The sequence below is a fragment of the Streptomyces sp. NPDC058289 genome, from assembly GCF_042880975.1.
Lineage (GTDB): Bacteria > Actinomycetota > Actinomycetes > Streptomycetales > Streptomycetaceae > Streptomyces > Streptomyces stoeckheimensis.
In genome coordinates this window covers 125,771-150,109 of record NZ_JBHVYI010000007.1, presented here as the reverse complement: position 1 = coordinate 150,109, position 24,339 = coordinate 125,771, and the positions used below count along the sequence as shown (strand labels likewise).

Genomic DNA, 24,339 nt, shown 5'->3' with positions numbered 1-24,339 from the left:
ACCAGGTGCCGATGCCGGTCCCGGTCCCGGACCCGGACCCTGACCAGGTGCCGATGCCGGTCCCGGTCCCAGACCCGGACCCTGACCAGGTGCCGATGCCGGTCCCGGTCCCAGACCCGGACCCTGACCAGGTGCCGGACCCCGACCCGGACCAGGTGCCGAACCCGGACCCGGACCAGGTGCCGGACCAAGTGCCCATCCCCGTGCCGGCCCCGGTGACGGGGCCCGGCCCGATCCCGGTGGTGGACCCGGTGGCAGACCCCGTGGCGGTGACGGAACCGCTGCCGGATCCCGTCCCCAGCGGCCGCGGCAGGTCGGGGAGACCCGGGCGGCCGGTGAGCGTCGGCCGAGGACCGGGCGGGCCGCGGGCGCATACGCTGGGCCGATCATGAGCGAGCGAGCCCGATCCCGTTTCCGATCCCTCTTCCGAGCCCGGCTCGGATCCCGGTCCCCGTCCCCGTCCCCGCCCGGATCGCCGCATGCGTCCCCGCCCGGATCCACGTCCGGATCGCCGCATGCGTCCCCGCCCGGATCCACGCCTGGATCCCCGCATGGGTCCACGCCCGGCTCGACGCCCCGGACCGTGCCGGTCGGCCCGGGCGCCGCCCCCGCCTCCCCCGCGCCGCGAGGGCCCCGCGTGCCGGGTCGGTTCGCCGTTGCGTTGCGTACGCCCGCGCGGGCGGCCGAGCCCCTGCTCGCGCAGGCGCCCGAGGCCTGGCAGCGGATGCTGCCGTACGCCGTGACCGCCGTGTGCGTGATGACGCTGCTGCCGGTGACGATCGCGGTGCTGACCAACGACTACAAGGCGGGCGGCGGCTGGGCCGGGGCGCTGGGCGTGGCCCAGACCCTGCCGCTGCTGCTCGCCGTGACCCGGCCGCTCACCGCGTGGGGCATGGTGCTGGTCGCCGACACGGTGGGGGCCGCCGTACTGACCCAGGCCGACCGGGTGGCCGGGCACGCCTGGCCCTGGACCCCGATGGTGATCATCGGCTACCTGGTGCTGATGGCCTGCCTGGGGCTGCGCGAGTCCATCCGGACCCTGGTCGGGGTGTGGCTGGCGACCGGAGTGATCGGGGCGCTGCTGACCGCCTTCGAGCCGGACGGCGTGACCAACACCGTGGCCCTGCTGTTCGTCCTGGCCGGGGTGATGCTCGCGCTGACGGGAGCACTGCGCGGGCTCGGCGACGCACGCCAGAAGATCGCCGAGCAGGAGAGCATCAGCGAGGCCGAACGCGCCCGGCGCACCTTGCTGGAGGAACGGGCGCGGATCGCCCGGGAGTTGCACGATGTGGTGGCCCACCACATGTCGGTGATCACGGTGCAGGCGGATTCGGCGCCGTACCGGCTGCCCGGCATGGCGGAGCCCGTGCGCGAGGAGTTCGCCGCCATCGCGTCGAGCGCGCGCGAATCGCTCGGCGAGATGCGGCGGCTGCTGACGGTGCTGCGCGGCGACGAGACGAACGGCGCCGACCGGACCCCGCAGCCGGGGCTCGGCCGGTTGCAGCAGCTGGTGGAGGCGACCGTACGGGCCGGGCAGCCGGTGGAGTTGGCGCTGGCCGCGGGCGCGGCCGGGGCGGCGCCGCCGGCCGTGGACCTGTCGGCGTACCGGATCGTCCAGGAGGCGCTGGCCAATGTGGTGCGGCACGCGCCGGGTGCTCCGACGCGGGTCTCGGTGACTTTCGACGAGGAGGAGCTCCTCGTGCTGGTGGTCAACGGCCCGGCGCGGGACGCGGTGGTGGCGGTGGAGACTTCGGGCACCGGGCACGGGCTGGTGGGGATGCGGGAACGCGTACGGTTGACGGGCGGGACGCTGGACACCGGTCCGCTGCCCGACGGCGGCTTCCGGGTCGCCGCCCGCATGCCCATCAACACCGCTCCCGAGGAACCAAGTTGACCATCCGCGTGATCATCGTCGACGACCAGGCCATGGTGCGGGCGGGTTTCGCCGCACTGTTGTCGGCGCAGGCCGACATCGACGTGGTGGGCGAGGCGCCCGACGGACGCCAGGGGATCCAGGTCTCCCGCACCGTCCACCCCGACGTGGTGCTGATGGACGTCAGGATGCCGGAGATGGACGGGCTCAGCGCCGCCCGCGAGCTGCTCGATCCCCCGCCGGGGGTGGTGCACCGGCCGAAGGTGCTGATGCTGACCACCTTCGACATCGACGACTACGTGTACGAGGCCTTGCGCGCGGGGGCCTCCGGCTTCCTGCTGAAGGACGCCCCGCCGGCGGATCTGATCGCGGCGGTCCGGGTGGTCGCCTCGGGCGAGGCGCTGCTGGCTCCTTCGGTGACCCGGCGGCTGATCGCGGACTTCGTCGAGCGGCGGCCCGCGCCGCGCCGCGATCCCGCGCTGCGGCTGAACGGGCTGACCCCGCGGGAGACCGAGGTGCTGGAGCTGATCGCGCGCGGGCTGTCGAACCAGGAGATCGCCGGTCATCTGGTGCTCGCCGAACAGACGGTCAAGACGCACATCGGGCGGGTGCTGGGCAAGCTGGACCTGCGCGACCGGGCCCAGGCCGTGATCTTCGCCTACGAGGCGGGGTTGGTGCGGCCGGGCGACGGCGGCTGATCCGCCTCCCACCCGCCGCCTCCCCACCCGCCGGGCCTCCTCCACCCCCTACCGGGGTATGACATCCGACTTGGCTCCACGGTGCGACGCCCGGTGCGCCACCTCCTTCTTACCTTCCTCCTCGTCACGAGGAGAGGAGAAGGGGCATGCGCCGCTTCGCAAGGACACTGGTCACGGCCGCACTGGCGGCGGCCGTCGTCGCCGGCACCGCGGGATGGGCCTCCGCGGACGCCCAGACCGCGGTCACCGGCCCGCCGCCGGGCACCGCCGCCTGGCGGGCCGACACGGTGTCCGGGCGGCCGCTGCCGGACCCGGCGCGGGCGACGCCGTCGGAGGTCGCGCGGTTCTTCGCCGGGCTGGACGCGCCCCGGGCGCGGGACCTCGTACGGGCCCACCCGCTCGTGGTGGGGAATCTGGACGGGGCTCCGCTCCCGCTGCGGTACGAGGCCAACCGGCTGGCCGTGCGGGCGACCGGTGAGCCCCGCTTCGCCTCCCTGGCCGCGCCCGGCCGGCAGATCCTGGCCTTCGACCCGCGCGGACGGGGCACCGTCGCCGAGGTGTTCGGGGACCTGGAGCGGTCCGCGCACGTATCGGTGATCGTGCCGGGCTCGGACAACGACGCCACCGGCTACGACCGCCCGCGGGCCGCGAACACCGGTCCGGCGGGCATGGCCCGCTCCCTGCGGTCCGCGACCGGGGAGACGGCCGCCGTCATCGCGTGGACCGGCTACACCACGCCCGTCGGGATGGGGCTGGACACCGCCCGCGGGCGGCTGGCGGAGGCGGGCGGGGTCCGGCTCGCCCGGTTCACCGAGGGGCTCGAAGCGGTCGGCTCGCCCGACCCGGTGCTGTTCTGCCACAGCTACGGCTCGGTGGTCTGCGGGCTGGCGGCCCGGCACACGGACGCCACCGACATCGTCGCCTTCGGCTCCCCCGGGATGCGGGCCGACAGCGTCGCGGGACTGCACACCGAGGCCCGGGTATGGGCGGCGCGCGGGCCCTCCGACTGGATCTCCGACGTGCCCAACGTGGAGTTCGCCGGGCTCGGCCACGGAGCCGATCCCACCTCGGCGGCCTTCGGCGCCCGCCGGATCGACGCCACCGACGTGGCGGGCCACACCGGCTACTTCACCCCCGGCACCCGGTCCCTGAAGGCCTTCGCCGCGATCGCGACGGGAGCGGCCCGATGAGCACGCTGCAGACCAGGCCGGCCGGCGCGCCGGGCATCCTCGCCAAGGCGCGGGCGGCCGCCGGCCGGATCGACGCGAAGACGCCCGCCCACCGGGACCGGGCGATCGACGGGCTGCGGGCGCTTGCCCTGCTGGCCGTGCCGACCGGGCACTGGCTGCTCGGCGGGTTCACCCTCGACTCCGACAGGGCCCTGCACAACGCGAGCCCCCTCTCCGCCTTCGGCGCTCTGGCCCCGGCCAGTTGGGTGCTGCAGATGCTCGGCGTCTTCTTCCTGGTCGGCGGCTACGCCTCGGCGCTCTCCTTCCGCCGGCGCACCGGATCGGCCGGGGCCTGGCTGAAGGGCCGGATCGCCCGGCTGGGGCGGCCGGTGCTCGGGGTCACGGCGGTGTGGGCGCTGGCCGCGCCCGTGCTGTACGCCGCCGGGGTGCCCGAGGCCACCCTGCGGACCGGGGCGAAGCTGGTGATCCAGCCGCTGTGGTTCGTCGGGGTGTACGTGGTGGTCACCGCGCTGACCCCGTACTGCGTGCGCGCCGCGCACCGGCTCGGCGGCTGGGCGGCGGCCCCGCTGCTCGCCTCGGTCGCCGTGGTGGACTTCCTGCGCTACGGGCCCTTCGCGGACTCGGTGCCCGGGTGGGTGGCGCTGGTGAACATCCTGCCGGGCTGGCTGTTCGCGTACCAGCTCGGCGTGGACTGGGGCGAGGGCCGGATCGGGCGGCGCGGGGGGTGGCTGCTGCTGGCGGGCGGGGGTGTGCTGTTCGCGGCCCTGCTGATGGTCTTCCACTACCCGGCCTCGATGGTCGGCGTGCCGGGCGAGGCCCGGACCAACTCGCATCCGCCGTCGCTGCTGGTACTGGCCCTGGCTGCGGCCCAGTCGGGCGCGGCGATCCTGCTGCGGGACCGGCTGGCGCGGCTGCTGGCCCGGCCGCTGGTGTGGGCGCCGGTGGTCGTGATCAACCTGTGCGCCATGACGATCCTGTGCTGGCACCAGACGGCGATGCTGGCGGCCGCCGTCCCGGGGTCCTTCGCGGGCGGGCTGGCCGGGCTGACGACGGCGCCGGACAGTGTCGGGTGGATCGTGGCGCGGCTGGCGTGGATGCCGGTGTTCGCGGCGCTGCTGGTCGGCATCGCCCGGTACGCGCGTCGGTTCGAGCAGCCCTGGACCCGGGCCACTGCGGTGCGCCGGACGGTGGCGGGCCTGCTGGCGGCCGGGTTCGCGGTGTTCGCGCTGGGGTTGGCGTAGAGCGGCGGCCGGAGCACCCGTACGAAACGAGAGCGCCGCTCCCCTCGGGGAGCGGCGCTCTCGCGCGATCTCGGTGTGAGCCTCAGTGCGCCTCGGTGAGCGTCAGGCGATGGAAGCGGCGACGATCGCGGCGACCGCGAGGTTGCAGGAGGCCGTCACCCACACCGCGGGGTGCGGCTCGGGGTCGACCACGATGGCGCCGAGCTTGCCCGGGGTCACCAGGTCCAGTACCAGGAAGGCCACGGCCATCAGGACCAGACCGAGGATTCCGAACGCCGCCGTGGAGAGCAGGCCCTTGCCGAAGCTGTCGTACGTGGTCCAGATCGAGGTGAAGACGATGCCGCCGATGCCGAGCAGCGCCGAGGACAGCAGCACGGAGGCGTTGCGGTTGCGCTCTTCCCAGATCTGCTTCGGCAGCTTGCCGGGGGTCAGCACGTCCACCAGGACGATGCCGAGGATGAGCAGCACCAGGCCGACGCCGCCGAATGCGGTGGTGCGGCCAAGTCCGTTGATGATGTCGCTCATTGGGAAGCCGTCTCCGGGGTGGGGTAGGAAGTACGTCGGGTGCCTGTCGTCGCGGTGGCCGAATCTATCGCACGGCATGGCACCCGACCATGGGGAGGTCAGGAAATGGCAGAGCTCAGGGCCGCGCGGGCCGGGGAGGCCGCGGAGCTGACGAGGCTGGTCATGCGGTCCAAGGCCCACTGGGGGTACGGGGCGGAGTTCCTTGCCGCGTGCGCGCCGGAGTTGCGGATCGGGCCCGGGGACGAGGTGCGGCGGCGGATCGTGGTCGCCGAGGGCGCGGCCGGGGCTGCCGGCTCCCGGTCCGGCGACGGCCCGGCCCGCGTGCTCGGGCTCGCCTCCCTCGACGGGGAGCCGCCGTTCGGGCGGCTGGGGCTGCTCTTCGTCGAACCGGCCGCCATCGGCGGAGGTGTGGGCCGCCTGCTGTACCGGGACGTGCTGCGGCGCGCCGCCGGACTCGGCTTCCGCCGGCTCCTGATCGACGCCGACCCGCACGCCGCAGGCTTCTACCGGGCGATGGGGGCGGTGGCCTCCAGCTCGGAATCGGATCCGGGGCCTGATCCGGAGCCTGGGCCGGAGCCGGAGCCGGGGCCGGAGCCGGAGCTGGGGCCTGATCCCGAGCCTGGGCCGGAGCCGGGGCCGGGGCCTGATTCGGAGCCTGGGCCGGAGCCGGATCCTCCGCCTGCACCTGCGCCGGCACCTGATCCGGACGCCGTCGGCGGGCTGGTGCGGTTCGAGGTGGCGCCCGTGCCCCTCGCCGGCTGGGCGCGGGCCTGGACGGGCGGCGGGGCGGCCGTGCACGTGGGCAATGTCGCCGAGTACAACGCACAGTTCGCGGACGCCTCCCTGGACCGGGAGCAGCGGGCCGCCCACCACTACGCCTGCCTGGCCGCCTTCTACAGTCCGCGGCCGGCCGCGCTGGTGCTGCCGCGCCCCGTGCCGCCGGGCTGGATCTCCCTGCTCGGGCGCCAACTGGACTGGCCCGCCGGGGTGGAGGTGTACGACGGGCTCACGGACCGTGATCCGGGCCTGTCGGACGCCGTACGGGCCCGCCCGGCGCTGGCCGCGCGGCTGACCGGGACCGGGGCGCCCCTCGTGCCGTGGGGCCTGACCGCCCCCTTCGCGCGGCTGGCGCGGCGGCCCTGGCGGCCGGACGAGCTGCGGTACGAGTCGAAGTCGGCGGCGCACGGGCTGTTCGGCCGGATCCTCGCGGAGGGCGGGCACCCCGCGATCACGCTGCCCGCGCAGTGGCGGGCGGCCACCCGATGGGCCGCGGTCCGGCTGCTGGCGTCCCGGACCAGGGCGGGCGAGAGCACCGTTCTCAAATCGGAGCACGGCGTCGGAGGCTCGGGTACCACGGTGATGACCCCCGAGCGGGTCCGTGCGGCGGGCGGGGCCCGGGCGGTGGTCCGGGCGCTGCCGCGCGGGCCGCTGCTGGTGGAGGAGTACGTACGCGGTCCGGCGGATCCGGCCGAGCCGCGCGACCTCACGTACGACGGGTTCGTGGACGCGGGGGGCCGGGTCCACGAAGTCGGCGGGGCGGTGATGGACGTGGCGGACGGCGGGTACCGCGGCGCCACGGTGGGGCCGGGGGTGGTACCCGGATGGGCGGAGGAACCACTGCTGGCCTTCGGCCGGGCGGTGGGCACGGAGCTGTCGGCTGCGGGCTACCGGGGCTGGTTCGACGTGGACTTCGTCGCCGACGGCGCGGGTCGGCTCGCCCCGACGGAGACGAACCTGCGCCTGACCGGGCCGTCAGTCGCCTTCGTGGTGGCGGCCCGGCTCGACGAACTGCGGGGCACGGGGCACTTCGTACGGATCGCCGACCGGGTGGAGCTCGGAGCCCGGCTGCCGGAGGCGACCTTCGACGAACTGTGCGAGCGGCTGTCCCGCCGGTGCGCCGCGATGGGCGCGGTGTTCCTCCCCGCCATCCCCACCGGAGCCTTCGAACCGGCGCCCTGGATGGGCGCCCTGGTGGCCGCGACCGGCAGGGAGCTGCTGGACGCGGCCGAGCGGCTGGTGCGGGCGGAGGCGCTGTCCGTCGGGGCGATGTTCGAGCAGCCGGACGGGGTTCGGGAGGCCCGAACTCGGCCGTACGGGGCTCAGACGCACGGGGCTCAGGCGTACGGGGCTCAGGCGTACGGGACTCAGCCGGCCGGATCGGTGGCCCGGGCCCTGTCCCGGGCCGACGCAGACGCCTGCGCCGGAACCGATGCCGCCACCGACGCCGCCACCAACGCCGGGTCCAGGTCCTCGTCGAAGACGCTGAGCGGCGGACGCGAGACGTAGACCGCCACGATCCCGGCGCAGATCATCAGCGGGATGTTGAAGGCGTAGACGAGCGCGGCCTGTTGGGGCCAGTCCTGCTTGGCCGCGAGCCGGTAGAAGTTGTCCTGCGGCCACCAGGCGGCCAGCAGGTAGACGATCGCCAGATGGGCGGCCGCAGTGATGCGGGGGCCGCGGCGCCCGCGGCGGCGCATCCGGGACCGCCCGGCGAACAGGAACCACACACCGGCCGCGAACGCCCAGCATTCGCACATGTAGAGGAGGAAGAAGAGCGTCGCGTACGGGTTCGGCACGCCGGTGAGGTCCGTGGAACCGGGCCAGAAGATCAAGGTCAGGATCATGGTGAATCCCGCCACCAGGACCAGCCCGACCGCGATGAAGAAGATGACGCCGGCCCATCCGGCGGCATCGGGCCCCGAGCCCCCTCCCGCGTACCTGCCGCCGTACTTGCCCCCGCCCCCGCCGCGCTCCGGCCCGCTGCGCTCGCCCCCGGCGCGTCCCGGCGGCATCGGGAGCGCGGCCCGCTGCTCGCGGCCCGCCCTGTCCCGGGGCATCCTGGGCAGCCGGAACACGGCGCCCGGCATCATGGCCCCCGGGAGCCTGCCCGCCAGGTGGCGCCGGAGCTCCCCGCTGTCGGGAAGGTCGGAGCCCGGGGGCCAGGTGTCGTTCTCCGCGGCCGGGGCGAGGAAGGCGACGAGCACCGGCCGCGCGTTCACGCCCGTACCGGCGCCGTTGACCTCGGCCAGGAGCGCGGCGCCGACCGCTTCGTGGCTGCGGATCGCGGACTCGACGGGATGCGGGTCGAAGGCCTTGCCGTCCGCGGTGAGCCGGTCGCGGATCCGGCCGCGGAACTCCAGCAGTCCGTCGGGGCGCAGTACTCCGAGGTCCCCGGTCGGGACCGGTTCGCCGCCGCCGGGCACGGTGAGGTGGATCTCCCCGTCGCGTACGTCCAGTCGGCAGCCGGGGAAGGCGGTTCCGATCAGCGAGAGCTCCTCGGCTCCGTCCAAGGGGGCTGCGAGCTGCGGGAGTTCGAACCGGGCGCCGATGCCGGCCGCTTCGGTGGGTCCGTAGACGTTGAGAAGCCGGGCGCCGGGCCGCAGCCTGGCGAGCAGGGCGGCCTGCTCGTCGAGGTAGAGGCGGTCGCCGGCGACCGTGACCATGCGCAGGGACCGCAGCCCCTCGTCGGGGCGGTGCAAGGTTCGTGACAGGGAAGCCTCCCGGTCGCGTACGAGGAGCTGGGTGGCGGTGCCCGGGTCGGTGTGCAGGACGGTGACCCGCTGGGCGTCGACGGCGCGGCGCAGCGACTCCGGCGTCCAGCGCGGGCCTTCGGGCAGGACGAGGGCGCCGCCCTCGCACAGGGCCCGCGTCCATCCCGCGGCGAAGCCGGTGAGGTCCGGGGCGGCGGTGATCAGGTGCCGGTCCTCGGGTACCGGCCCCGCGACCCGGGCCCACCCTTCGTGGGCGGCGAGCAGCCGTTCGTGGGAGAGCGGTACGGCCCGCCGGTCCGTACTCCCGGTGAACAACACGGCGGCCGCGTCTCCCCGCGGTGCCCGGTCCGGCGGGTCGGTGGACAGCCCGGCCGTGGCGACCGCGTGCGGCCCGCCGGTGCGGATCACCCGCAGGTCGCCGCCGTCGTCGAGGCGGGCCTCGTCCGCGGCGTCGGCGAGCAGGGCGAAGGGACGGGCGGCGGCGAGCTGGCGCTGCCCGGTGCGCGGGTTGTCGACGGCGATGACGGTGTAGGCGGCGCCGGCCTTGAGGATGCCGAGGAGGAGGACGACGAGCTCGGCCCGCGGGGCGGAGCACACGGCGACGACGGCCCGTTCGGGCAGTCCGCAGTCGAGCAGGTGGCGGGCCGACTGGTTGGCGCGTGCGTCGAGTTGTCCGTAGGTGAGGCTCTCGGTGCCCGCGGCCACGGCCTGGGCTCCCGGGGTGTCGCGGGCCCAGCGTTCGAAGCGGGAGAGAACGGTGTCGCCGGCGTGTCGGCCGGAGTGCGTGAAGGGCTCTGATCCCTGCGTCATGGGCCGATTCTGGCACCGGGCACCGACAGGCACGAGGGCTGCGAAAATCCCTCGTACGAGCGACGGTTGATCCACTATCCTCCTGCGCTGGTGCCGACTGGTGCCGGTGGACAGGTTTCGAATGGTCGGAGGCCACATGGCCAAGGAATTCCAGGTGACGTACGACTGCGCCGATCCGGGCGCACAGGCAGAGTTCTGGGGGCAGGCGCTGGGCTATCGCGTCCAGCCCTCGGGGGGCTCCGCCGACTGGGCGGCCATTTCGGATCCGGACGGCAAGGGGCCGCGGCTCTACTTCCAGAGGGTCCCGGAGGGCAACACGGCGGCGAAGAACCGCCTGCACCTGGACGTGCGCTCGGCACCCGGTCTGAAGGGGGACGAGCGGATGGCCGCGCTGGAGGTGGAGGCCGCCCGACTGGAGGAGCTGGGCGCGAAGCGGCTGTACCGCCTGGAGTCCGACGAGGAGAACGAAGGGATCATCGTGATGACCGATCCCGAGGAGAACATCTTCTGCCTCGACTGAGCTGTCGAACAGGGTTCCTGGTCACCCCAGGGCCACCTGCCCCTTGACCTGAAGTTTGGTTGAGGTCCTACCGTTCGACTCATGGATATGGAAGTCACCGCCTGGACCTCGCTCCACAGCGCGATCAACGCCCAGCAGGACCGGCGGCCGCTCTCGCGGGCCGGACTGCGCCGGATCGCCGCCTTCGCCCGCCCGCACCGGCGCGGGCTGACGTTCTTCCTGCTGCTCAGCGTGGTGACCGCGCTGCTCGCGGTGGCCACCCCGGTGCTCGCGAGCCGCGTGGTCACCTCGATCGTCGAGGGCCGCGAAGGCGGTACGGTCACCCGCCTCGCCCTGCTGATCGCGCTGATCGCGGTCGCGGAGGCGGGGCTGGGGCTGGTCCTGCGCCGGCTGTCGTCCACCCTCGGTGAGGGGCTGATCCTGGATCTGCGGACGGCGGTCTTCGACCACGTGCAGCGGATGCCGGTGGCGTTCTTCACCCGGACCCGCACCGGGGCACTGGTCAGCCGGCTCAACAACGACGTGATCGGCGCGCAGCGGGCGTTCAGCAACACCCTGTCCGGGGTGGTGTCCAATACCGTGACGCTGCTGCTGACCCTGACCGTGATGCTGGGCATCTCCTGGCAGATCACCCTGCTGGCCCTCGTGCTCCTGCCGGTGTTCGTGCTGCCCGCCCGCCGGATGGGGGTGCGGATGGCGGCCCTGCAGCGGGAGGCTGCGGCCCTCAACGCCTCGATGGGGACGCAGATGACCGAGCGCTTCTCGGCGCCGGGGGCCACGCTCGTCAAACTGTTCGGGCGGCCCGACGAGGAGTCGGCGGAGTTCGCGGCGCGCGCCGCCCGGGTGCGTGACATCGGGATCCGGACGGCGATGGCGCAGTCGGCCTTCATCACCGCCCTCACCCTGGTCTCCGCGCTGGCCCTGGCGCTCGTGTACGGGCTCGGCGGCCACTACGCGCTCGCCGGCACCCTGGACGCGGGCTCGGTGGTCGCGCTCGCCCTGCTCCTGACCCGGCTGTACGCGCCGCTGACCGCGCTCGCCGGGGCGCGGGTGGAGGTGATGAGCGCGATGGTCAGCTTCGAGCGGGTCTTCGAAATCCTCGACCTGAAGCCGCTGATCTCACAGAAGCCGGACGCCCGCCGGGTGCCCGAGGGTCCGGTGGCGGTCGAGTTCGACAAGGTCTCCTTCGGCTACCCCTCCCCCGACAAGGTGTCCCTCGCCTCCCTGGAGGAGGTGGCGACCCTCGACGCGCGGGGCGGCACCGAGGTGCTGCACGAGGTCTCCTTCCGCGCCGAGCCCGGGCAGATGATCGCCCTGGTCGGCTCCTCGGGCGCCGGCAAGTCGACCATCGCGCAGCTGCTGCCCCGGCTGTACGACACCGACGCGGGCGCGGTCCGCCTCGGCGGGGTCGACGTACGGGACCTCACCGCGGACTCCATCCGCGAGACGCTGGGCATGGTCACGCAGGACGGCCACCTCTTCCACGAGTCGGTACGGGCCAACCTGCTGCTGGCCCGCCCGGAGGCGGGCGAGGACGAGATCTGGGAGGCCCTGCGCCGGTCCCGTCTCGACGGGCTCGTGGCCTCGCTCCCGGACGGGCTGGACACGGTCGTCGGCGAGCGCGGATACCGGCTCTCGGGCGGGGAACGCCAGCGGCTGACCATCGCCCGGCTGCTGCTGGCCGGCCAGCGCGTGGTGATCCTGGACGAGGCCACCGCCCACCTGGACTCCACCTCGGAGGCGGCCGTCCAGGAGGCCCTGGCCGAGGCCCTGTCGGGCCGGACCGCCGTGGTGATCGCGCACCGGCTGTCGACGGTGCAGGCGGCCGACCTGATCCTGGTGGTGGAGGACGGCCGGATCGTGGAACGCGGCACCCACGCCGAGCTGCTGGCGGTGGGCGGACGGTACGAGGAGCTGTACCGCACCCAGTTCGCGGCGTCCGGCCCGGACGGGGACACGCCGGCGACGCAGACCGTCCCGGGCGGCGCGGCGGCGGTCTCCGGCGGATGATGGCCAACGGGGCGGTCGGCACCGGCCTCCCGGCAGCACTGGGACACCGGAGTCAGGAGAAGCCGATGGACATCAAACTGGAACTGGTCGCCGTACCGGTCACCGACATCGACCGGGCCAAGGCCTTCTACGAACGCATCGGCTTCCACGCCGACCACGACATCACGGTCAGCGAGGAGATCCGCTTCGTCCAGCTGACCCCGCCGGGCTCGGCCTGTTCGATCGCCATCGGCAAGGGCCTGACCCGGATGACACCGGGTTCGCTGGACAACATGCAGGTCGTGGTCGCGGACATCGAGGAGGCCTTCGCCGATCTCAAGGGCCGGGGCATCGAGGTGACGGAGATCGAGGACATGCCCTGGGGCTCCTTCGTCTACTTCTCCGACCCCGACGGCAACGGCTGGGCGGTCCAGCAGACCACCCCGCGCACGGCCTCGACGGGCTAGGGCCTGTCCGCACGTGTCAGTGCGGGGACCCAGAGGCCACAGGCAGGCGACGCGACTGCGCTTCGGGCCGCCGAAGGCAGCCCTCGGACGCGAGCCTCCGCCGCTCCACCCGCCCGGGCTGCGTTCGCGCAGTCCGGGCTTCGCCTTCCCCGGTTCAGGTGCCGTTCACGCCGGGCTCCCCCTGCCTGCCTAGCCTCCCTCTGTTCCACCCCCCGATCTGAAGGGAATCCGGTGTCCTTCACCGCCTCCGCCCGTCGAGCAGTGCTCCCCGCCGCCGTCCTGGCCGCCCTGGCCATACCGGCCGCGCCCGCGCACGCGGCCTCCTTCTCCGTCACCGCGACGGTGGAGACCGCCCCCGTCTCGCACAGCGGCGACGCCGCCGACGACCCGGCGATCTGGGTCCACCCCACGGACCCCGCCAAGTCCGTCGTCGTGGGCACCGACAAGAAGGGCGCGCTGGAGGTCTACGACATGACCGGTGCCCGGATCCAGCGGATCAGCGGCGACTACGGCAACAACGTCGACCTGCGCGGCAACATCGTCGTCACCGCCGACGACGAGGCCGCCGGCGGCAACGGCGCGATGCACATCTACCGCATCGACCCCGCGACCCGGCAGCTCAAGCGTCTGAAGGACGTGCCCACCGAGGTCACCGCCCACGGCATCTGCCTCTACACCTCGCCGGCCTCCGGGAAGCTGTACGCCTTCCCCAACTCCACCTCCGGCCGCGTCGAGCAGTGGGAGCTCGCCGTCAGCGGCGACTCGGTGACCGCGACCTCCGTGCGTCTGTGGGACGCGGGCTCCGCCGTCGAGGGCTGCTACGCCGACGACACCACCGGCAAGCTGTACCTCGGCGAGGAGGACGTCGGCGTCTGGATCTACGGCGCCGAGCCCACCGCCGGAACCACCCGCACCAAGCTCGACTCCACCGGCTCCGCCGGTCACATCACCGCCGACACCGAAGGCATCACCGCTGCCGGCAACCGGATCTACGTCTCTTCCCAGGGCAGCAACGACTTCACCGTCTACGACCGCACCACCCACGCCTACCTGGGCCGCTTCTCGGTCGTGGGCGGCACCGCGGCCGACGACTGCGAGGACACCGACGGCATCGACGCCAGCGCGGCCAACCTCGGCCCGGCCTTCCCGCAGGGTGCCTTCATCTGCCAGGACGGCTCCAACGGCGCCCCGGGCACCAGCGGCAACCAGAACTTCAAGTTCGTCCCGCTCCAGCGCATCGCGGCGAACTTCGCCTGACCGCAGAGGGGTGCCGCGACGGGCCGGACTGCGAGCGGCAGCCCGGCCCGTCGGCCCGCCGCAGCGTCAACGAGTTGGTCCAACGACACGCGGTACCCGTACGCCGGACGGCGGGGCCTCCGGGCGTCCGGTACGCCGGACCGATCTGCCCGGCCCGAGCCAACCCACCAACCCACCGGGTACCGGCCCCCAGCCAGACCAACCCGTCCGACCGGCCAGGCCAGGTCAGGCCAGGCCAGGCCAACCTGCCCGACCAGTCCACCCCGCGGCCAGCGGTCACCGCACGTGCAGTCCGAAACCCCCGCGCCCCGCGGGCTCCAGACCCTCCTTCAGGTGCAGCGAGGGGATCTCGTAGTCGCCGAAGTTCTGCCGCCGGAAGGCGATGGGCTCGGTCGACTCCAGGGTGAGCAGACGCTCCACCCACGCCTTTGCCACGTCCGCGTAGTCCTCGCCGCTCATCCGGTCGGTGCCGTACAGCACGAACGGCGGCAGCGGCTCGATGCCGGGGTAGTAGAGGATCCCGTGGTGGATCGGGAACAGCAGGTCGTCGATGGGGCCGTTGATCCCGCGCGCGGCGTAGTGCGACTCCGGGCCGCCGGCGGTCACCGACAGCAGGGCCCTGCGGCCCGCGAGGGTGCCTTCGCCGAAGCGCTCCCCGTACTTGGTGTCGCTGTGCTCGCCGACTCCGTACGCGAAGCGGTAGGTGAACACCCGGTCCACCCAGCCCTTGAGGATCGCGGGCATCGAGTACCACCACAGCGGGAACTGGAAGATGATCGTGTCGGCCCACAGCAGGTTCTCCTGCTCGGCGAGCACGTCCGGGGTGAGCGCCCCGGCGTCGAAGGCCCGGCCCGAGTCCACGGCGACCTTCAGCGGGCTCGACGCGTGGGGGCCGTAGTCCGCGGCGTCCACGACCGCCTTCCAATTCATGGCGTACAGATCGCTCACCCGCACCTCGTGCCCGGCGCCCTCGAGCGTGGACACCGCCAGGTCCTTCAGCGAGCTGTTGAGCGACTGCGGCTCGGGGTGGGCGTAGACGATCAGCGTCTTCACGGGAACTCCTCGGGATCGGATGCCCTGATCCTGGGCCCCGCGGCGCCCGCTGTTCAGGGGCGCGCCTTCCATCGGACCGGAGTTCCTGGTACCCACAGGGCCACCCTCACGGGCGTCGCCGCAGCCATACTTGACCCATGGACGATCTTGCGGGCTTCCTGCGGACCCGACGCGCTCGGGTCGACCCGGCGGCCGTCGGCATACCCACCGACAGCCGCCGCCGGGTCGAAGGCCTGCGCCGCGAAGAGGTCGCACACCTGTCCGGTGTCAGCGTCGACTACTACGTGCGGCTGGAGCAGGGCCGCGCGACCCAGCCTTCCGAGCAGGTGCTCGACGCGCTCGCCCGCGTCCTCGGCCTCGACGAGACCGAGCGGGAGCACCTCTACCGGCTCGCCCGGCAGCGCCGCCGCCGCGCGAAGGCGCCGGGCGGGAGGATCCGCCCGGAGGTGCTGCGCGTCCTCGACCTCGTCGTCGGCGCACCCGCGCTGATCATGGACCACCGCCTGAACGCGCTCGCCGGAAACCGCCTCGCCGGGCTCCTCTTCGCCCGGCCGATGCCGGGCCTGAACATCGCCCGGCACCTCTTCCTGGAGGAAGGCGAGCGCGGCCTCTACGCGGAGTGGGAGAACTGCACCCTCGACGTGGTCGGGCACCTGCGCCTGGCCGCCGGCCAGTACCCCGACGACCCCCGCCTGGCCTCGCTGATCGGCGAACTGGCCATGGGCAGCGAGCGCTTCCGCCGACTGTGGGCCCGCGCGGACGTGCGCGCCCGCACCCACGGACGCAAGACGTTCTGGCACCCGCTGGTCGGGCTGCTGGAACTGCACCAGGAGAACTTCGCGCTGCCGGGCGAATCGGGCATGGAGCTGCTGGTGCTGTCCGCGGCCCCCGGCAGCCCCGCCGAGGACGGGCTGCGCCTGCTCGCGGGGCTGGGAGCGGTCAGCACCGACGACGCGGACAGCTCGGACAGCGCCGATGCGCATCCGCCGGTGAACGCCCCGGTGCGCGACTAGCCAGACGAGACCCGCCCTCCCGCCCGCCGAACCGGGACCGGGACCGGGACAGGGACCGGGACCGGGACAGGCCGACGGAGCCGGTACGACAGGACCGGACCGGCGTCCTACGGTGCGAGCACGTCCAGTTCCTCCAGCGCGCCCGCCGCGATCTGCCGCGTCAGCGCCTCCGCGCCGGCCGCGTCCCGCTCCCGTACGGCCTCGGCCACCCGCACGTGCAGGGTGACGGCCGCCGGGTCGGGGTCGTGGAACATCACCGCGTGCCGGGTGCGCCCGGTCAGCACCTCGGCGACGACATCGCCGAGCCGCGCGAACATCTCGTTGCCGGAGGCGTTGAGCACGATCCGGTGGAAGGCGATGTCGTGGTGGAGGTACCCGTCGAGCTGGTGGCCGCGTGAGGTGCGGACCATGCCCAGGGCCGCCTCGGTGAGATCGGCGCACTGCTCCGGGGTGGCCCGGACCGCCGCGAGTCCGGCCGCGGCCGGTTCGATGGCCGAGCGCAGCACGGTGAGGGAGCGCAACTGCCGTGGGCGGTCCGCGCCGGCGAGGCGCCAGCGGATGACGCGCGGGTCGTAGACGTTCCACTTCTCGGTGGGGCGGACGGTGACGCCGACCCGGCGGCGGGACTCGACCAACTGCATCGATTCCAGTACGCGGACCACCTCGCGGACCACGGTCCGCGAGGCGCCGAAGCGTTCGGCGATCTCGTCCGTGCGCAGCACGCTGCCGGGTGGATGCTCCCCCGCGGTGATCGCCAGGCCGAGTGTGTCCAGTACGTGGGAGTGGAGCCCTTGGCCGCCCGGCCCGTCCGGTCCGCCCGGCCCTTCAGTGGTCATGGCGTAAGCGTACGGTGACGCCCAGACAGACAAAAGATGTGACGTTTTACCGATGACCTCTTGAATAAGTACTACGTAATGCGTTTCAGTGGTGCCCAGGCCTTCCGGGCCGATGTCAACGAGGACAAGGACAACGAAAAAGAGGTGCGCGATGACGCGCGTCATTGTGGTGATGGGCGTGGCCGGGACGGGAAAGACGACCGTGGGCCGGCTGCTCGCCGACGCGCTCGCCCTCCCCTACGCGGAGGGCGACGCCTTCCACCCGGCGGCCAACGTCGCCAAGATGTCCGCCGGCATCCCCCTGGACGACGCGGACCGCCGGCCCTGGCTGGACTCGATCGGCGAGTGGATGCGCAACCGGGCCCGTGTCGGCGGTGGGGTCGTCTCCGCCTCCTCCCTCAAGCGGACCTACCGGGACCGGCTCCGGGCCGTCGCGCCGGACACCGTCTTCGTCCACCTCACCGGCGACCGGCCGCTGATCGAGGAGCGCATGGCGGCGCGCAAGGGGCATTTCATGCCCACCACGCTGCTGGATTCGCAGTTCGCCGCCCTGGAGCCGCTCCAGCACGACGAACTGGGGGTCCTCGTCGACGTGTCCGGAGCCCCGGAGGAGATCACCGCACGGGCGCTGGCCGCCCTGCGCCGCCTCCCGGCGCCGGCCGCGTAGCCGCCCGGGCCCCACACCCCGCCCCCTGCCCCGCACGCAAGAACGAAGGAACCGTCACCGTGACCAGTCTCAGCGTCGAGACTCTGGCAGCGGCCGCCGCCGAGCCGATCACCTCGGCCGGCAACACCCAGCTGGGGATAGCCGTCCTCGCGGGCATCGCCGTCATCGTCCTGCTCATCACCCGCCTCAAGCTGCACGCCTTCCTGGCGCTGACGCTCGGCTCGCTCGCCCTGGGGGTGTTCGCCGGCGCCCCCCTGGCCAAGACCGTCTCCAGCTTCACGGCCGGGCTCGGCGCCACCGTCGCGGGCGTCGGCGTACTCATCGCGCTCGGCGCCATCCTCGGGAAGCTGCTCGCCGACTCGGGCGGCGCGGACGAGATCGTGGACACCATCCTGGCGCGCGCCAAGGGCCGGGCCATGCCGTGGGCGATGGTGCTGATCGCCTCGGTGATCGGCCTCCCGCTCTTCTTCGAGGTCGGCATCGTGCTGCTGATCCCCGTGGTCCTGCTGGTGGCCAAGCGGGGCAACTACTCGCTCATGCGGATCGGCATCCCCGCGCTGGCCGGCCTGTCCGTGATGCACGGGCTGATCCCGCCGCACCCCGGGCCGCTGGTCGCCATCGACGCCCTCCACGCCAACCTGGGTCTCACCCTCGCGCTCGGCGTGCTCGTCGCCGTCCCGACCGTCGTCATCGCGGGTCCGGTGTTCTCCCGGTACGCGGCCCGTTGGGTGGACATCCCGGCGCCCGAGCACATGATCCCGCAGCGGCCCTCGGCCGAGCTGGAGCACCGCCCGCGCTTCGGGGCGACGGTCTTCACCGTGCTGCTGCCGGTGGTCCTGATGCTGATGAAGGCCCTGGTCGACATCGTGGTCAACGACCCGGCCAATGCGGTCCAGCGGGTCACCGACGTGGCCGGCTCACCCCTGATCGCCCTGCTCGCGGCGGTGCTCGTGGGCATGTTCACCCTCGGCCGGGCGGCCGGCTTCACCAAGGCGCGGCTGTCCGTGACGGTGGAGAAGTCGCTGGCCCCGATCGCGGGCATCCTGCTGATCGTGGGTGCGGGCGGTGGTTTCAAGGCGACGCTGATCGACGTGGGTGTCGGCCAGATGATCATGGACCTGTCCGAGAACTGGGCGATACCCACCCTCCTGCTGGCCTGGCTCATCGCGGTGGCCATCCGCCTGGCGACGGGCTCGGCCACGGTCGCCACCATCTCCGCGGCCGGCCTGGTGGCCCCGCTCGCGGCGGGCATGTCCTCCACGGAGACCGCCCTGCTGGTGCTCGCCATCGGAGCGGGGTCGCTGTTCTTCAGCCACGTCAACGACGCCGGGTTCTGGCTCGTGAAGGAGTACTTCGGCATGACGGTCGGCCAGACCCTGAAGACCTGGTCGGTGATGGAGACCATCATCTCGGTGGTCGGCCTGGGCTTCGTCCTGCTGCTGTCACTGGTCCTCTGACCGACCCCTCGCCGCCCGCTCCCCCGCCGAATCCCCGCCGCAAGCCCGCCGCAAGCCCGCCGGATCCGCGTCGGCTTCCGGTCAGCCGGTCCGCCGGTGCCTGCCCCGCGTCCCCTCCCGGGACCCGGGGCGGGCCAGTTGGGCCGCCGCCAGGTCGAAGCCGCCCGCCGCGGTGGCGCAGCGGTCGGCCAGGGACTCCACCTCGGCCCGGAAGGCGTCGCCCCCCGGGCCCTGCCAGCGCAGGTCTCCGGCGGCGCGGCGCAGCCGCTCGGCGTGCGAACGCAGGGCGGCCGAGTGGGCGCGCAGGCCCTCGGCCGGGGCCGGGCGTGTCTCGGACCGGGGCGCGGGCCCGGCGGTGTCCGTCATTCGGGCCGCCCCGGGACGTAGACGTCGGGGTGGCCGGGCAGCCGCACGAGGTGGCTTCCGGTGACCCGGCCCCCGAAGGCGGCGAGGGCAGCCGCCGGACCCGGCTCGGGGCCCGAGCCCACCCAGGTGACCCGGTAGACGCTGGTGAACTCCCGGCTTCCGGCGAGCCGTCCGGCCGTCCGGGCGCCCGGACCGTGGCCGAGCAGGGCGAGTTCGGTCCCGGAGGCCACGAGGCGGCGTACGGTCGCGGCCACGTCCCGGACGTGCCCGGCCGGCTCCTCGTACGGGTCGTCCGCGCTGCCTGACTCCTGTGGTGGTCCGGCGAGTTGGAGTACGCACCGCTCGACCCCGTCCGGGCCGACGACCTGCTGGAGCAGGACCGCGCCCGGGGATCCGCCGATCCGGTCGGCATTGCCCCGGTACCCGGCCGGGGTGCCGGTGGTGTCCAGTTCGGCGAGGATGCGGCTCCCCTGCTCGGAGCAGGCGGGTCCCCGGTCGAAGAAGGCCCGCAGGGCGGCGCCGATCCCGAGGAGCGGCTCGGCGGCCACGGCCCTGCCGGTGGCGACCTGCCAACCGGCGTGGTCGTTGAACGGGTTGTCGTCGGTCAGCGCGTTCCAGGCCAGGATGTCGGCGAAGGAGGGGTTCAGCAGCGCGAAGGCGGGCCCCTCGCCGCGTCGGCGCACGAGCTCGCGGAACGCCCGGGCGGCGTCCGCCTGCCGGTCCTCTTCCACCGCGAGGAAGACCTCGGCGGCGGCCGGGTCGGCCGACCTCGCCGGGTTACGGGTGCTCTCGGCCCGGATCCGGCCCTTGAGGCCGCACACCGCGAGGCTGACGGCGAGGCTTTCCCGGCCGGTGAAGACCCCCGCGAGCCACCCGGCCCGCGCCACGCCCCGCCCCCGGGCGGCCCAGCCGAGTCCGTTCGGGTCGGTGAGGGCGCGCAGCAGCGTACGCCAGGCCGCGCGGCGTCGGCTGCCGAGGCCCAGCGCGGTGACCGGCAGCCGGGAGCTGAGGGCGAGCCGGGAGACGTAGCGGGCGGCTTCGCCGACGGCGTCGGCCGCCTCGGCCAGCTCCCGGCACAGGGCGCCCAGTTGATCGGCGTCCGGGTCGGTGGGCGCGGAGGTCGCGGAGGTCCCGGGGGTCGCGGCGTCGGACATGGATTCCTCGTCGGGTCGGATGAACGTCGGGCAGGACGGGGCGGGACGAACAGGTCGGGCGTGAGACAGGCAGGGCGGGCAAGCCGGGCGAGCGGGCCGGAGGCCGTTGCGCCGCCGGGGTGCGGGCAGGGCCGGCGGTGGGGTCAGCGGCGGGTCAGGCGCAGGCGGATGCCCTGCGGGTCCAGGGCCGCGGGGAGCGGGCCGAGGGGGTCGAGCACGGGCCGGACGGGCCGGACCCGGTGTCCGCGCAGCACCTCCGCGCAGAGCGCCGCGGTGACCAGCAGCCCGAGCTGTTCACCGGGGCAGCGTCCGGCGGCATGGCTGAACGGGGCCATCCGGACGTCATGGTCCGCTTCGCGCGAGGCCCACCGGCCGGGGACGAAGACGTGCGCGGCGGGCACGTGTGCGGGGTCGCGCTGGTGGAACAGCACGGGCAGCACCACGCAGGTCCCGGCGGGATGCCGCACGCCCCGCCATTCGGTCTCGGCCCGGGTGATCCGTATCAGGTCGGGCACGGCCGGATAGAGGCGCAGCGATTCCCGGACGCAGGCCCGCAGCCGGGGCAGCGCCCCCTGGGCGGCGCCCTGCACCCATCCGGCGGCCCGGGCCTCTGCGGCCACGGCGTCCTGTTCGGCCGGGTGCGCGCCGAGGAGAAGCAGGGTGCGCAGCAGGACGCCGGGGACGAGGTCGAAGGCCGCCAGCCACTGGCGGACCTGCCCGACCGGGTCGAGCCCGGCCCGGTCCGGATCGCCGAGGGGGTCCGCGTGGCGGCGGGCCCGCCCGATGAGGGTGTGCGGCTCCGCGAGGTGGGCGTACGCGGCGATGCGCGCGCCGGCCCTCTCGTGGAAACGCCCGAGCCGGCGGCCGAGTTCCGTGTCCTCGACGGCCGCGTCGCCGAGGACGATGCGGCGGGCCGCGCGGGCCACGGAGTGCCGGACGCGGGCGAGTTCGAGGGAGCCGCCGGCCGTCAGGCGCCGGGCCTCGTCGGTGAGGACCGAGAGGAACGCCGCGCACGAGGGGTGCACGGTCAGCCCCGCGGCGAGCACGGAGTCGTCGACCGCCCGCCGCTCGGCGCGGAGCCCGGCGTGGGCGCAGCCGTCCGCGCCTGCGGGGGGCCGGCCGAGGGGGCCGACGGGTTCGGCGTAGAACTGCCGGATGTCCTGCGGATCGAGGATGAGCAGGACGGTGCCGGTCAGCCCCCGTACGAGCACGGGCGCCCCGCCGTGCCGTTCGCGCAGCGCCCGCAGGGTGGCGGCGGACCAGCGGGGCCGGTCCGGCCCTACGTGCCCGCGCGCCGCACGGGGGCGGGCGCTCACGAAGCCCCGTACCAGTGCGGGCAGGGTGTGGGCGGCGGCGAACCGGGCGCTCTCGCCGCGCCCCGCCCGCGCCGTCATACGGGTGCCTCCGCGGCCGGGGCCGGTGGCGTGCGCGCATCGCGGGCGGTCTCGTGAGCCGTACGCATTGGTGTACCTCCGCGCAGCCTGGAGTCGATTCGACGGTCGGTGATCTCGCGCTCACCGTACGTCGACCGTCCCGGGTCCGCGCTCCGAGGACCACGAGGGGGGTACGGGAGGCCCACGGGCGGGCTACGGGCGGGACGGCGCGTCCGGTTCGGGATCGGGACCGCGATCCAGGCCGGAGGCGGGGCCGGAATCAAGCCCGGAAACGGGATCGAGGTCGACGAGCAATGCGGCGACCTCCGGACCGGCGGCGAGGTAGTCCGTGAAGGTCTCGTTGGACAGGGCCCAGGGGGAGCGTCCGAGGCGGACGAGGCCTATGGCGGCGGCCGGCGCGAGGCCGCCGTCCACGAGGCACTGGGCGACGACCAGGCCGGAGCGGTTGTAGCCGGAATGGCAGCGCACCAGGATCCGCCGTCCGGAGTCGAGGGCCTGTCGGGCGGCGCCGGCGAGCCGGAGGACGGTGTGCAGCTGCGCGCCCGTGAGCGGGGCGTCGGGCATCTCGCCGACCAGGTGTTCCACACGAGGGTCGGGGCCGTGGCCCGGCCGGGTGAAGAGGCTGATGACGAGGTCGAACTCGGCTCCGACGACGACCGGGCGCGGCTCCCCTGCCGGGTCGGTCCAGTAGTGGCCGCCCATCCACAGGCCGGGGGTGATCTCGTCCCAGGGGCTCTGCGGATCGGGTACCTCACGGTCCCTCTGACGGGTCTCCTTCATCGAACTCCGAAGATACAACAGCGTTGCACTGGAGGGGAGTTCAGGCGAACACCGCTTCGCGGAAGGCAGTACGGAGCGGGGCCGACGGGGTGGTGGGGAGCAGGGCCGCCCAGCGCCGCCCGCGCGGGGAGATCCACAGGGCCGGGCCGTCGCCGTGGGACCAGGATCCGTGCGCGCCGGGGTGCCAGAGGAGGCCCCGGGCGGGCAGGAGTTCGCCGGTGCGGATGCGCAGCGACTGCGCGGTCCAGGCCCCGCTGACGGGTCCGCCCGCCGGGGCGAGGAGGTGACTCAGGAACCGGCCGAGGTCGGCTGCGGGCGCGCGCAGAGTCCCGTCGGCCGCGAACCCCGTGCCGGTCATGCCGAGCGGGCCCCAGATCCGCTCGGCGGCGTACCCTGCCAGGGGGCTGCCGCACAGCCGCTCGGCGAGCCCGGTGAGCGCGGGCGACACCCCGGAGCCGTGGGTGAGCAGATGGTGCGCGGTGGTTCCGGCGGGCAGGCCGTCGCCCGCCCCGTAGGCGGTGAGCGGGGTGTGCAGGGCCAGCTCCCCCGCGTCCACGAGCATCCCGATGACGGGCCAGACGACCAGAACGCCCGCCAGCCCGCCGAGATCCGGGACGGCGTCCCGCTCCCCGGCCTCCACCACCGCGTCCGGACCGTCCGCGCCACCGACGGCCCAGCCGGCCCCGGGGTCCGCGTCCCGTACGAGTGCCGCGATCCGGTCGACGCCGCTGCCCGGAGCGTGCTGAGCGACCGGCTCGCGCTGCCCGCACTGCTCGGCCTGTCCGGTCTGGTCGGCCTGGTCGGCCTGTCCGGCCTGGTCGCTCTGGAGCGTCATGGTCAGCCACGGTACGGCGCCCTCCGCACCTGCCCGGCGCGTCGCGCGGTCCGGCCGCGGCGGGCCACCCGAATGCCCCCGCGGCCAGCCCGGTACCGCCGCCGGCGGCGACCCGTACGCCGGTTCAGGCCCCGCCCACCGCGTCCGCCCCGTCCGCCGGCGGCTCCGCGCGGATGCCCGTGACGACCACGGTGATCAGGCAGAACGCGATGAGGATCTCCGCCCAGAGCGTCGAGGCATCCACCGTGGACGAGAAGAGCACGTCGTTGTTGGAGAACAGGACCCGCACCGGAACCTTCTCGTGGCCCAGTACGGCCGCGAACTCCACGTCCGCCCCTTAGGCGTCGAAGGGGTAGTCCGTGATGGAGCCGCCCGTCAGGGCCACCGGCACGTCCAGGGTGGAGATGCGCTGGTGGGCCCTGAAAGGTCAGGTCGCCGCGGGTGGCCGGCGAGGTCTGGAGGGTGAGGTCGCCGGCCGGTGCGATCCCGCCGGCCTCGGCCAGCGCCCCGCGGGGCCTGACCAGGACCCGCAGCACCAGTTCGCGTCCGGCGGCGTCGACGCGCTGGATCGTCGCCTCGACGTCCACCCGGTCCGGATCGGCCCGTCCCGCGGTGTGGACGGTGTCCTGGGCCTGGCGTTCGCCGAACTGCAGTCAGGCCCCCACGCCGACCGCCGCCACGATCGCCAGCAGGAGCAGACCCGGGAGCAGCGGGAAGCGCCAC

General features: G+C 74.1%; 22 protein-coding genes and 2 pseudogenes. 12 read left to right on the top strand and 12 right to left on the bottom strand.

The window, feature by feature from the left end; all coding sequences use genetic code 11:
* Positions 1-191: hypothetical protein (locus ACFVX6_RS05605; protein ID WP_389688261.1), on the bottom strand; the 191-nt coding region annotated here is incomplete at its 3' end.
* A gap of 392 nt (positions 192-583) precedes the next feature.
* Here ACFVX6_RS05605 and ACFVX6_RS05600 point away from each other — a divergent pair.
* The 4 genes from ACFVX6_RS05600 (at position 584) to ACFVX6_RS05585 (ending at position 5,002) form a co-directional block, all read left to right on the top strand.
* Positions 584-1,894 (top strand): sensor histidine kinase, encoded by a 1,311-nt coding sequence (locus ACFVX6_RS05600; RefSeq protein WP_389688259.1) that lies wholly within the window; start codon positions 584-586, stop codon positions 1,892-1,894.
* A complete protein-coding gene (locus tag ACFVX6_RS05595) occupies positions 1,891-2,571 on the top strand; it encodes a response regulator (protein ID WP_389688257.1) in 681 nt (226 codons plus the stop codon). Before ACFVX6_RS05600 ends, ACFVX6_RS05595 begins: the two co-directional genes overlap by 4 nt.
* 146 nt (positions 2,572-2,717) lie before the next feature.
* Positions 2,718-3,761, top strand: a complete 1,044-nt coding sequence (locus ACFVX6_RS05590) for an alpha/beta hydrolase (protein WP_389688255.1) — start codon at positions 2,718-2,720, stop codon at positions 3,759-3,761.
* The gene (locus ACFVX6_RS05585) at positions 3,758-5,002 is read left to right on the top strand and encodes an acyltransferase (RefSeq protein ID WP_389688253.1); all 1,245 of its coding nucleotides are present in this window, start codon (positions 3,758-3,760) and stop codon (positions 5,000-5,002) included. The genes ACFVX6_RS05590 and ACFVX6_RS05585 overlap by 4 nt, the downstream gene beginning before the upstream one ends.
* Before the next feature lie 102 nt (positions 5,003-5,104).
* On the opposite strand, the gene ACFVX6_RS05580 is transcribed toward ACFVX6_RS05585, so the two are convergent.
* Positions 5,105-5,527 carry a DUF350 domain-containing protein gene (locus tag ACFVX6_RS05580; RefSeq protein ID WP_389688251.1) on the bottom strand — a complete coding sequence of 141 codons (423 nt, stop codon included), beginning with the start codon at positions 5,525-5,527 and terminating at the stop codon, positions 5,105-5,107.
* Positions 5,528-5,632: 105 nt separating this feature from the next.
* Here ACFVX6_RS05580 and ACFVX6_RS05575 point away from each other — a divergent pair.
* Positions 5,633-6,055 (top strand): annotated as a pseudogene (locus ACFVX6_RS05575) (GNAT family N-acetyltransferase); the annotation flags it as partial.
* Positions 6,056-7,671: 1,616 nt separating this feature from the next.
* On the opposite strand, the gene ACFVX6_RS05570 reads toward ACFVX6_RS05575, so the two are convergent.
* Positions 7,672-9,828: an AMP-binding protein gene (locus ACFVX6_RS05570; protein WP_389688249.1), complete on the bottom strand. Its 2,157-nt coding sequence runs from the start codon at positions 9,826-9,828 to the stop codon at positions 7,672-7,674.
* A 136-nt stretch (positions 9,829-9,964) separates the two neighbouring features.
* Here ACFVX6_RS05570 and ACFVX6_RS05565 point away from each other — a divergent pair, with 136 nt between their 5' ends.
* The 4 genes from ACFVX6_RS05565 (at position 9,965) to ACFVX6_RS05550 (ending at position 14,061) form a co-directional block, all read left to right on the top strand.
* A complete protein-coding gene (locus ACFVX6_RS05565; RefSeq protein ID WP_389688247.1) occupies positions 9,965-10,348 on the top strand; it encodes a VOC family protein in 384 nt (127 codons plus the stop codon).
* Between the two features lie 81 nt (positions 10,349-10,429).
* Positions 10,430-12,358, top strand: a complete 1,929-nt coding sequence (locus ACFVX6_RS05560) for an ABC transporter ATP-binding protein (RefSeq protein ID WP_389688245.1) — start codon at positions 10,430-10,432, stop codon at positions 12,356-12,358.
* Positions 12,359-12,423: 65 nt separating this feature from the next.
* A complete protein-coding gene (locus ACFVX6_RS05555; protein ID WP_267040513.1) occupies positions 12,424-12,804 on the top strand; it encodes a VOC family protein in 381 nt (126 codons plus the stop codon).
* A gap of 231 nt (positions 12,805-13,035) precedes the next feature.
* Positions 13,036-14,061 (top strand): phytase, encoded by a 1,026-nt coding sequence (locus tag ACFVX6_RS05550; protein WP_389688243.1) that lies wholly within the window; start codon positions 13,036-13,038, stop codon positions 14,059-14,061.
* A gap of 276 nt (positions 14,062-14,337) precedes the next feature.
* Here the strand turns inward: ACFVX6_RS05550 and ACFVX6_RS05545 are convergent, their stop codons facing one another.
* Positions 14,338-15,114 (bottom strand): NAD(P)H-dependent oxidoreductase, encoded by a 777-nt coding sequence (locus tag ACFVX6_RS05545; protein ID WP_389688241.1) that lies wholly within the window; start codon positions 15,112-15,114, stop codon positions 14,338-14,340.
* A gap of 137 nt (positions 15,115-15,251) precedes the next feature.
* Here ACFVX6_RS05545 and ACFVX6_RS05540 point away from each other — a divergent pair, with 137 nt between their 5' ends.
* Positions 15,252-16,127 carry a helix-turn-helix transcriptional regulator gene (locus tag ACFVX6_RS05540; protein ID WP_389688239.1) on the top strand — a complete coding sequence of 292 codons (876 nt, stop codon included), beginning with the start codon at positions 15,252-15,254 and terminating at the stop codon, positions 16,125-16,127.
* A gap of 107 nt (positions 16,128-16,234) precedes the next feature.
* Here the strand turns inward: ACFVX6_RS05540 and ACFVX6_RS05535 are convergent, their stop codons facing one another.
* Positions 16,235-16,963 carry a FadR/GntR family transcriptional regulator gene (locus tag ACFVX6_RS05535; protein ID WP_389688237.1) on the bottom strand — a complete coding sequence of 243 codons (729 nt, stop codon included), beginning with the start codon at positions 16,961-16,963 and terminating at the stop codon, positions 16,235-16,237.
* 151 nt (positions 16,964-17,114) lie between these two features.
* Between ACFVX6_RS05535 and ACFVX6_RS05530 the strand changes: the two genes are divergently transcribed.
* Positions 17,115-17,630, top strand: coding sequence for a gluconokinase (locus ACFVX6_RS05530; protein WP_389688235.1), 516 nt, complete (start codon positions 17,115-17,117; stop codon positions 17,628-17,630).
* 59 nt (positions 17,631-17,689) lie between these two features.
* Entirely contained in the window at positions 17,690-19,087 is a 1,398-nt protein-coding gene (locus ACFVX6_RS05525) for a gluconate:H+ symporter (protein WP_389688233.1), read from the top strand.
* Between the two features lie 81 nt (positions 19,088-19,168).
* Here the strand turns inward: ACFVX6_RS05525 and ACFVX6_RS05520 are convergent, their stop codons facing one another.
* The 7 genes and pseudogenes from ACFVX6_RS05520 to ACFVX6_RS05490 all read right to left on the bottom strand — a co-directional run.
* The gene (locus ACFVX6_RS05520; protein WP_389688231.1) at positions 19,169-19,453 is read right to left on the bottom strand and encodes a hypothetical protein; all 285 of its coding nucleotides are present in this window, start codon (positions 19,451-19,453) and stop codon (positions 19,169-19,171) included.
* Positions 19,450-20,607, bottom strand: a complete 1,158-nt coding sequence (locus ACFVX6_RS05515) for a hypothetical protein (protein WP_389688229.1) — start codon at positions 20,605-20,607, stop codon at positions 19,450-19,452. The genes ACFVX6_RS05520 and ACFVX6_RS05515 overlap by 4 nt, the downstream gene beginning before the upstream one ends.
* Positions 20,608-20,750: 143 nt before the next feature.
* Entirely contained in the window at positions 20,751-22,001 is a 1,251-nt protein-coding gene (locus ACFVX6_RS05510) for a cytochrome P450 (RefSeq protein WP_389688227.1), read from the bottom strand.
* 192 nt (positions 22,002-22,193) lie between these two features.
* Positions 22,194-22,781, bottom strand: coding sequence for a protein phosphatase (locus tag ACFVX6_RS05505; protein WP_389688225.1), 588 nt, complete (start codon positions 22,779-22,781; stop codon positions 22,194-22,196).
* Between the two features lie 40 nt (positions 22,782-22,821).
* Positions 22,822-23,616 carry a hypothetical protein gene (locus ACFVX6_RS05500; RefSeq protein WP_389688223.1) on the bottom strand — a complete coding sequence of 265 codons (795 nt, stop codon included), beginning with the start codon at positions 23,614-23,616 and terminating at the stop codon, positions 22,822-22,824.
* 124 nt (positions 23,617-23,740) lie between these two features.
* Complete coding sequence (locus ACFVX6_RS05495; protein WP_389688269.1) at positions 23,741-23,944, bottom strand: hypothetical protein; 204 nt, start codon at positions 23,942-23,944, stop codon at positions 23,741-23,743.
* 151 nt (positions 23,945-24,095) lie between these two features.
* Positions 24,096-24,203 (bottom strand): annotated as a pseudogene (locus tag ACFVX6_RS05490) (DUF4436 family protein); the annotation flags it as partial.
* Positions 24,204-24,339 lie beyond the last annotated feature (136 nt).

Bases quoted from the DNA above. Each gene is read 5' to 3' on its own strand.
- ACFVX6_RS05590 (WP_389688255.1), top strand. From the start codon at position 2,718: ATGCGCCGCTTCGCAAGGACACTGGTCACGGCCGCACTGGCGGCGGCC.
- ACFVX6_RS05585 (WP_389688253.1), top strand. From the start codon at position 3,758: ATGAGCACGCTGCAGACCAGGCCGGCCGGCGCGCCGGGCATCCTCGCC.
- ACFVX6_RS05580 (WP_389688251.1), bottom strand. From the start codon at position 5,527: ATGAGCGACATCATCAACGGACTTGGCCGCACCACCGCATTCGGCGGC.
- ACFVX6_RS05570 (WP_389688249.1), bottom strand. From the start codon at position 9,828: ATGACGCAGGGATCAGAGCCCTTCACGCACTCCGGCCGACACGCCGGC.
- ACFVX6_RS05565 (WP_389688247.1), top strand. From the start codon at position 9,965: ATGGCCAAGGAATTCCAGGTGACGTACGACTGCGCCGATCCGGGCGCA.
- ACFVX6_RS05560 (WP_389688245.1), top strand. From the start codon at position 10,430: ATGGATATGGAAGTCACCGCCTGGACCTCGCTCCACAGCGCGATCAAC.
- ACFVX6_RS05555 (WP_267040513.1), top strand. From the start codon at position 12,424: ATGGACATCAAACTGGAACTGGTCGCCGTACCGGTCACCGACATCGAC.
- ACFVX6_RS05540 (WP_389688239.1), top strand. From the start codon at position 15,252: ATGGACGATCTTGCGGGCTTCCTGCGGACCCGACGCGCTCGGGTCGAC.
- ACFVX6_RS05535 (WP_389688237.1), bottom strand. From the start codon at position 16,963: ATGACCACTGAAGGGCCGGGCGGACCGGACGGGCCGGGCGGCCAAGGG.
- ACFVX6_RS05530 (WP_389688235.1), top strand. From the start codon at position 17,115: ATGACGCGCGTCATTGTGGTGATGGGCGTGGCCGGGACGGGAAAGACG.
- ACFVX6_RS05520 (WP_389688231.1), bottom strand. From the start codon at position 19,453: ATGACGGACACCGCCGGGCCCGCGCCCCGGTCCGAGACACGCCCGGCC.
- ACFVX6_RS05515 (WP_389688229.1), bottom strand. From the start codon at position 20,607: ATGTCCGACGCCGCGACCCCCGGGACCTCCGCGACCTCCGCGCCCACC.
- ACFVX6_RS05510 (WP_389688227.1), bottom strand. From the start codon at position 22,001: ATGACGGCGCGGGCGGGGCGCGGCGAGAGCGCCCGGTTCGCCGCCGCC.
- ACFVX6_RS05505 (WP_389688225.1), bottom strand. From the start codon at position 22,781: ATGAAGGAGACCCGTCAGAGGGACCGTGAGGTACCCGATCCGCAGAGC.
- ACFVX6_RS05500 (WP_389688223.1), bottom strand. From the start codon at position 23,616: ATGACGCTCCAGAGCGACCAGGCCGGACAGGCCGACCAGGCCGACCAG.